This window comes from Wenyingzhuangia sp. 2_MG-2023 (assembly GCF_030548295.1).
GTDB lineage: Bacteria > Bacteroidota > Bacteroidia > Flavobacteriales > Flavobacteriaceae > Wenyingzhuangia.
Genome location: NZ_JAUOSB010000035.1, coordinates 1 through 8,482 on the forward strand (window position 1 = coordinate 1; position 8,482 = coordinate 8,482).

An 8,482-nucleotide genomic window follows, 5' to 3' on the forward strand; every position below is an offset into this window, starting at 1 on the left:
AGAAAATGGTTAACTCAATGTTTTGGGATTAGTAAACAAGCTTTCTATAAACGCTTGAAAAATCATCAAAAGCAACTTCATAACGAACAAATTATTATCAAACTTGTAAAGGATTGTCGTAATAAAATCGGACAATTTTTAGGAGCTAAAAAGCTGTATCATGAACTCAAACATGAGTTCAAAAAACTTAGAATTAAAATAGGAAGAGATAAGTTCTTTACCCTACTTAAAAACCATAAACTACTGATTAAGAGAAATAAAAACTATCATGTAACGACCAATTCTAAACACATGTTTCATAAATACAAGAACTTAATTAAAGACAAAGTACCAACCAGAGCAGAACAAGTTTGGGTAACAGACATCACCTATATTAAAACGGATAAAGGACATGCGTACCTAGCATTAGTAACTGATGCTTATTCTAAACAAATTATGGGATATAAGATAGATAATAACATGAAGACAGAACTCTGCTTAGAAGCGCTTAAAATGGCTATTAAAAACAGAAAATATCCTAATCAAAAAATCATTCATCACTCGGATAGAGGATTACAATATTGCAATCCAACTTACACTAAGTTTGCTGAAGATAATGGAATACAAATGAGCATGACAGAACAATATGACCCATACGAAAATGCAATTGCTGAAAGAATTAACAGAACTTTAAAATATGAATATGGTCTAAAACATATCATAAAAAATCTTAAATTAGCAAAAATGATAACCAAAAAGGCGGTCGATATTTATAACAATCTTCGTCCACATAGTAGTCTTGATTTATTCACTCCAAAACACGTGCACTTAAATCAAAATGTAAACTACAAATCGTATCGAAGAAATAAAAACAAAATGGAATTATTAACTTTTTAAAGAACAAAAAAAGGTCAACCTATTTCAGGACGATACACAATTGTAAGTCCTGAAATTGATCAAACTTTTACAACAAGTTGGGGTGGTGCTTGGCCAGAAGGAGAACCTGTAACTTTAGCTGCAAAAGGAACGGACGACATGCAAGTAAGTAGCATTTCAATTACGGTTACAAACACAAATGGAGATATTGTATTTCTTAAAACCACAGATAACACATCTACAAATGAACTTGAATTCACCATTAATGAAAGTTATACTGCAGAAGATCAAGATACCTATACAGTTGTTTTCAAAGCGCTAGACGCAAGTGGAAATACAGCAACATCCACTCCTCGTACTTTTATTTACAAATAATAAAAGGCTATAAATTTAACTAAAATTATTTTGTGCTTTTATTGGTAAAACAAAAGGAAGATAGCAAATTCTAAAGATTTGTATTTTTAAATGAAGAGATTTGTTCTTTTACAAAATCAGCATATATTTAACACTCTTCACAAAGAACACAATCTTATTATGAACACCCACAAATTGATAGAAACCTTTTATACATCATTTTCTAACGGAAACAGCAAAGAAATGGCGGACTGTTACCATAAAGATATTGTATTTCAAGATCCTGTTTTTGGAACCTTAAAAGGTAAACGAGCTTGTAAAATGTGGGAAATGTTATTGGCAAAAAGAACCGAAAGCACTCAAATTAGTTTTGATAACATTAAAACAAACGCAGACCAAGGAACTGCCACTTGGAAAGCAGAATATACGTATGGTGAAACAAACAGGAAAGTTATCAACATAGTTCATGCTAATTTTAAATTTAAAGACGGTAAAATTATTGAACATATTGATTCTTTTAACTTGTGGAAATGGACACAACAAGCAATGGGATTTGCTGGCTACTTGTTCGGTTGGACACCGTTTCTAAAATCTAAAATACAGAAGACTACTCATAAAAAACTTAACGATTTCATCAACAATAAATAAACAAAATAGATGCTGTTTCTATTGCTAATTATTTTTCATCATTTTTGTAACTATGAAAAAATCAATATTAGAACTGTAGAAATCGTTTAGTACTTTCAACCTTTAAGAGAAGATGACAATTGTGCTTAATAAAAAGTTGGTGTGTATTGACTAAGTCAAAAAATATAAAATTAGTTTGATTTTAATACGAAACGTATTGCATATAACTTGTCTATCTTTCTTATAGTAAAATTCATAAAAAACACACCTATAAATGTAAAATAAACTTTACTTTTAGGAAAATATATTTTACACTAAAAATTTAAAAATGGATCAAATTCAAAAAGAGCTAAATCTTCTCCCCGAAAACTTTAAAAAAATTGCATTTCTGATTATGCTATTAACGGTTCTATTTATTTCTTTATCAATATTCAAAGTGATAGAAATAGACAACAGACTGGTTAAAAAAATTGCTGGTTCAACTTTTTTACTTTCATTACTTATATTAAGTATAACAAGGAATAAAATAGAAGATGAATTGACATTAAAAATTAGAGTGAAAGCGTATGCAGCTTCATTTATTTATGGAGTATCTGTAACTATTGTTTTTCCCCTTATAAATTTAATTCTCAAGGGTAGCTTTGAATCAAAAAAAGGAGTTCATGAACTTTTAATCTCAATGTTTATATTTTACTTTATAATGATATTTTTAATGAAAAAAAATAGATAGTGAAAAATACAATTAAAGTTGAAAGAGCTATTAAAAACTTAACACAAGAGGAATTAGCAAAATTAATAAGTGTTTCTAGACAAACCATTAATTCTATTGAAAAAAACAGATACATTCCATCAACTATACTTGCTCTAAAATTGTCAAAAGTATTTGGTAAAAATGTAAATGAAATATTTGAATTAGAAAATGATGATTGAATACTAATTATTTTTTTAGCTTCCCTTTTAATATATGCTCATCAGAAAGGGTAAAAATTTAAACTGAATTAAAAGACAATCAACCATATATTAAGTACTAAACACAAAAAGTTTGGTTAGATTTCATTTAAATAACAAAACAAGAGATAGCAACGCATATAACAGCTAAAGAAAATGAGCATCAAAATAAACTATAATAATAAGACGTTTAAACCTATTCGTAATTCTAAAAATGGAGAGACCTCTAATGAAACCATTTTTAAATACAAACAAGAAGGAGTTATTTTAACTTCTGAATATTCAGGAGGGAAAATTAAAAAAGGACACCTTATAGGAACGGTTGATGATTTTGGAAATATAGAAATGAGATACCATCAAATAAATAAAAAAGGTGAACTGATGACTGGAATATGTAGCTCAACTCCTGAGGTATTACCCAGTGGAAAAATTAGACTCCATGAAAATTGGAATTGGACTTCTGGTGACAATTCAAGCGGAACATCAACTTTAGAAGAAATCTAAAACCTCAGCAATTACCTGCTAAAAATTAATTAAAATCCACTCCCACCCTAATGTTTTACTCTGCTTAGTAAGTTTCAAACCTTGTCTTTTTTCTGCATCTGCTTGTTCTAGCCAAAACTATTGACAAACAATAAAAACATATAAAATTCTATTCTGTTTTATAGCTCTATAAAACAAAAAATTTTAGTTATACACCCCATTCATCAAACTCATTTTACTATATCTAATTGATTGCTAATTATTTATTTAAAAAAACCTTGCGTATAATTCTAAAAAAAACATATATTTGGGTAACCAGTTTGGGTATCCAATTTGGTTACACAAATATTTTTAAAAATGAAAACAAAAATTATTTTTATCATTGGTGTATCAGGTGTAGGTAAAAGCACGATAGGAGAACTATTAGCTAACGATTTAAAAATTCCCTTTTTTGATGGCGATGATTATCATCCGAAAGAAAACATCAAAAAAATGTCTAATGGAGAAGCATTAAATGACATGGATAGATATGGTTGGCTAAAAAAAATAAACGAGTTAGCAATCAATCAATTAAACACCGAAAGCAGTTGTGTAATTGTATGCTCTGCGTTAAAAATAGCTTACCGAAACATTTTAAACGAAGGCATAAAGCAAAATTCTGAATGGGTTTTTCTACAGGGTTCTTTTGATCAAATAAAAGAAAGATTAGACAATAGAAAAGGACACTTTATGAGTTCTGATCTTTTAAAATCACAATTTGATATTTTAGAAGAACCTGCAAATGCTATTACTATAAATGTAAAAACATCACCCAAAAATATTGTGGAAATTATAAAAAATAAACTGACTGAAAAAACAGAATTTGGACTTTTTGGATTAGGTGTAATGGGAAAAAGCTTAAGTAGAAATTTGGCAAACAACGGTTTTAAATTGTCTCTATTTAACAGACACGTAAATGAGATAGAAGAAAATGTAGCACTCAATTTTAAAAATCAGTTTACCGAATTATCCTCTGCCCTTCCTTTTGACAACATTGCTTCTTTTGTCAACTCAATAGAACTACCAAGAAAAATTATGTTAATGGTGAATGCGGGTAAAACAATAGATCTGGTTATAGAAGATTTACTCCCTCATTTATCAGAAGGAGATATTTTAATTGATGGTGGGAATTCTAACTACAAAAAGACAAAAGAACGTGTTGATTATTTAAAATCAAAAGGTATTAATTTTATAGGAACAGGGGTTTCTGGCGGTGAAGAAGGAGCTTTAAAAGGACCTTCTATTATGCCTGGAGGGACAAAAGAAACCTACAAAAAAGTACAACCTTTTTTAGAAAAAATAGCTGCAATAGATAAAAACAATCTTCCTTGTTGTACTTACATTGGGCCAGAAGGTAGTGGTCATTTTGTAAAAATGGTACACAATGGAATTGAATATGCTGAAATGCAATTACTCGCAGACGTTTTTGTATTATTAAAAAGATTAGGAAACAATCCTAATCAAATAGCAGATATTTTAGAGTCTTGGCAAAACACATCTAATAGTTATTTGCTAGAAATTACCATTGATATTTTAAGAAAAAAAGAAGAAAATGACTGGTTGATTCATAAAATAATGGACAAAGCTGGTAATAAAGGAACGGGGAACTGGACTACCATTGCAACATCAGAATTGGGTGTACCAAGTACAATGATCACCTCTTCTTTGTTTGCTAGATATACCTCTTTTTTTAAGGACGAAAGAATAACTGCAAGTAACAATTTTAGGGAAAGTGAAACACATTCTTTAAAATTTACAGAAGCAGATGTTTCAAAAGCCTACCAATTTGCAAGAATTATAAATCATTACCAAGGTTTTAAATTAATTAAAGAAGCTTCTGATACTTATGAGTGGAGTTTAAATTTAAGTGAACTCGCTAGAATATGGACAAATGGATGTATCATAAGATCAGAACTTATGACAACACTAGTTTCTGTTTTCAAGAATACAGACAATTTGCTACAAGACAATTCTTTTATACGAGAATTAAATTCGCTAAAGCCATTTGTTAAAAAAGTTGTTTCAGATAGTGTTTTAAATGAACTGGCAATACCAACTTTAAGTGAATCCATTATTTTTTTTAATGTCTTTACAAAATCTGAATCTTCTGCAAACATTATTCAAGCTCAACGAGATTATTTTGGAGCACACACATATCAAAGAAAAAATGATACTTCAGGAAAATTCTATCATACAAACTGGAAAAATTAACTCACTAAAAACAACAACATAAACATGGAAGTTTCCCAAAACAAAAAATCTTTACTCAAGAAAATTATTGCAATAATACTAGGCTTTGGACCAGGATTTTTTGCCATTGGTTATACTATTGGTACCGGAAGTGTAACATCTATGATTGTAGCAGGAAGTAAATTTAATATGCAATTGCTTTGGGTATTCTTGTTAAGTTGCTTGTTTTCGGGTGTACTTATGTTTGCTTACGGTAATTACGGATTGATAACTGGAGAAACTGCACTTTATGGTTTTAAAAAACATTTAAAATATGGTAAAGCCTTAGCAATCTTAATTATTATTGGTATTACTTTTGGCCAATGGAATTCTTTAATGGGAATATTAGGTATTTCCTCTAATATTATTTATGAAATTTTAGCAGTTAATTTTAACGGTTTAGAGAATCATAAATATGCTATAGTTTTAACAATTGCAATCGTAATAATTATTGTGTTCTACTTACTTATGTTGGTTGGTAAATATACTTTTTTTGAAAAAATACTAGTTATTTTTGTATCCTTAATGGGGCTGTCATTCATTTTATCGTTGTGTTTTATTCAACCCCTACCCAATGATGTTATCAAAGGATTGATTCCAGCAATTCCAGATGTTCCTGGTGGTAAAATGTTGGTTGCTGCATTTGTAGGTACTACTATGGCATCTGCAACATTTTTATCTAGACCATTGTTTGTGAAAGGTAAAGGATGGACACTTAAAAATTTAGGACAACAAAAAAAGGATGCTATCACTGCTGCAATTTTAATATTTATAATTAGTGCTACCATAATGGCCGTTTCGGCTGGTGCTTTGTTCTATAATGGAAAAGAAGTTGCCAATGTATTAGACATGGCAAATACACTAGAACCCGTAGCAGGAAAATGGGCGGTAACAATTTTCTTTTTTGGCTCATTAAGTGCTGGATTGTCTTCTATTTTTCCTTGTCTCTTAATCGCTCCTTTATTATTAGCAGATTATTAGTCTGGAGAGTTAGATACCAATTCAAAACAATTTAGACTTGTAACACTTATAGCTTGTTTGGTTGCTTTAATCGGTCCTATTTTTGGAGCAAATCCTATTGAAGTTCAAATTTTATCTCAAGTATTTAATGTGTTTGTTTTGCCAGCTGTTGTACTTGGTATCATTCTAATGATTAATAGTAAAAAAGTAATGAAAGATTACAAAACAAATATATGGGTGAATGTTGGACTTTTGGCAGCATTGTTCTTCTCATTAATCATCTCTTTTAACGGAATTATTGCCTTAACAGAGTATTTTTAACCACATAAAATTGATATATAAGTGAAAATAAGTTTGATAGATAGTGATCAAAAAAAATCATTACAAAATAGTGTCATCTCTAAAATTCGGGATTTAGTGAATACTAAAAATCTAGAAGAAGGTGACAAATTGCCTTCAGAAAGATTAATGTCAGAAAAATTTAAAGTAAACAGAAATCAAATAAGAGAAGCAATACGAAAGTTAGAGTTTTACGGTGTCTTAAAGTCTATTGCACAAAGTGGTACCGTTTTAAATGTAGGTTTGATTAGTTTTAACGGAATTGTAAATGAAATTATTTTATTAGACACTCCATCGTTTAAAGAATTGGTTGAAACAAGAATAACCTTAGAGTTAAAAATGGTGTGTTTAGCTGCTAAAAGAAGGACTGATGATGATTTAAATAATATCAAAGAAGCTTTAAATGCATTTAAAACAAAAATGATTGATGGTGAAGATTACTTGGAAGAAGATTTATTGTTCCATATGGCAATTGCCAAAGCTAGTAAAAACAATACTCTGCTAACATTAATGCTTTTAATTACACCACCCATTTTAGCAACTTATGATAAGGATATTGTTTGTGAAGGAGATAAAGCAATTTCAGAAATAAAAAAACATGAAAACATCTATTTGGCTATTGAAGCTAAAAACCAAGAACTTGCAAAAAAAATGATGGAAACACATTTTTATAAATTGATAAAATACTTAGAATAACAAAAACAAGAGAGACAACAAATTAATTTCTTCCAAAATTATCACCTCTAAATAATCAAAAAAATGAAAACTAAATTAACCAACAAAAATGTTCTAATCACCGCCGGTGCTCAAGGCATAGGAGAATCAATAACACAACATTTTATTGATAGTGGAGCCAATGTTGCTATTCACTATTTTTCTAGTTCAGATACTGCCTATAAATTAATGGAATATGCCATTAGCAAAGGGCAAAAAGCCATTGTTATAAAAGGTGACTTAACAAATGAAGTAGATGCCAATGCAATTGTAAACAAAACAATAGAGGCATTTGGTAGTTTAGACATCCTAATTAACAATGCAGGTTCATTGGTAGCTCGTAAAATGTTAACTGATATGGAAACTGAATTTTGGAACAAGGTAATGGACATCAATCTTACCTCAATGATGTTTGTAACACGTGCAGCAACTCCTTATCTTGCCAAAAATGAAAATAGTAGCATTGTTAACTTAGCATCACTTGCAGGACGTAAAGGTGGTCATCCTGGTTCGTTAGCTTACTCAACTAGTAAAGGAGCTATATTAACACTTACACGTGCACTATCAGCTGAATTAGGTGGTCTTGGTATTCGTGTGAATGCTGTTGCTCCTGGTCTTATTCTAGGTACTTCATTTCACAATACGCACACAACAAAAGAATCTGCAGATGCTACAACATCAAGCATTCCAATTCAACGAGCAGGTAACGCAGCAGATGTAGCAAGAGCAGTATTGTACCTAGCTTCAGAATACGATGGATTTATTACAGGTGCTACTTTGGATATAAATGGTGGAGTTTATAATATGTAGTTTATAAATGGTTGAAAATAAAAAAAATTGAGACTGAGTAAGAGCATTATTTTAGCCCCCAATAAATTCGGAGTGATATTTTAAATTTCAAATAGATAAATTTGAGATATGAAATACAAGAAAT

The 8,482-nt window shown here is 30.0% G+C and carries 9 protein-coding genes and 1 pseudogene; all 10 read left to right on the top strand.

Annotation, left to right across the window (positions count from 1 at the left end; all coding sequences use genetic code 11):
- Window positions 1-876 (top strand): IS3 family transposase (locus Q4548_RS16245; protein WP_303456968.1); only part of this gene is annotated, 876 nt, incomplete at its 5' end.
- A 138-nt stretch (window positions 877-1,014) separates the two neighbouring features.
- Window positions 1,015-1,230 (top strand): hypothetical protein, encoded by a 216-nt coding sequence (locus Q4548_RS16250; RefSeq protein WP_303456971.1) that lies wholly within the window; start codon window positions 1,015-1,017, stop codon window positions 1,228-1,230.
- A gap of 159 nt (window positions 1,231-1,389) precedes the next feature.
- On the top strand, window positions 1,390-1,857 hold the full coding sequence (locus Q4548_RS16255) for a nuclear transport factor 2 family protein (RefSeq protein ID WP_303456974.1): 468 nt from the start codon (window positions 1,390-1,392) through the stop codon (window positions 1,855-1,857).
- 307 nt (window positions 1,858-2,164) lie between these two features.
- A complete protein-coding gene (locus Q4548_RS16260) occupies window positions 2,165-2,566 on the top strand; it encodes a hypothetical protein (protein ID WP_303456976.1) in 402 nt (133 codons plus the stop codon).
- Complete coding sequence (locus Q4548_RS16265) at window positions 2,566-2,766, top strand: helix-turn-helix transcriptional regulator (protein WP_408068638.1); 201 nt, start codon at window positions 2,566-2,568, stop codon at window positions 2,764-2,766. Before Q4548_RS16260 ends, Q4548_RS16265 begins: the two co-directional genes overlap by 1 nt.
- 174 nt (window positions 2,767-2,940) lie before the next feature.
- Window positions 2,941-3,288: a n-acetylglutamate synthase gene (locus Q4548_RS16270; RefSeq protein ID WP_303456980.1), complete on the top strand. Its 348-nt coding sequence runs from the start codon at window positions 2,941-2,943 to the stop codon at window positions 3,286-3,288.
- Window positions 3,289-3,624: 336 nt separating this feature from the next.
- Entirely contained in the window at window positions 3,625-5,517 is a 1,893-nt protein-coding gene (gene gndA, locus Q4548_RS16275; RefSeq protein WP_303456983.1) for an NADP-dependent phosphogluconate dehydrogenase, read from the top strand.
- Between the two features lie 141 nt (window positions 5,518-5,658).
- Window positions 5,659-6,816: pseudogene (locus Q4548_RS16280) on the top strand (NRAMP family divalent metal transporter).
- Window positions 6,817-6,837: 21 nt separating this feature from the next.
- Window positions 6,838-7,530: a FadR/GntR family transcriptional regulator gene (locus Q4548_RS16285; RefSeq protein WP_303456985.1), complete on the top strand. Its 693-nt coding sequence runs from the start codon at window positions 6,838-6,840 to the stop codon at window positions 7,528-7,530.
- Between the two features lie 63 nt (window positions 7,531-7,593).
- Window positions 7,594-8,358 (top strand): SDR family NAD(P)-dependent oxidoreductase, encoded by a 765-nt coding sequence (locus Q4548_RS16290; RefSeq protein WP_303456987.1) that lies wholly within the window; start codon window positions 7,594-7,596, stop codon window positions 8,356-8,358.
- Window positions 8,359-8,482 lie beyond the last annotated feature (124 nt).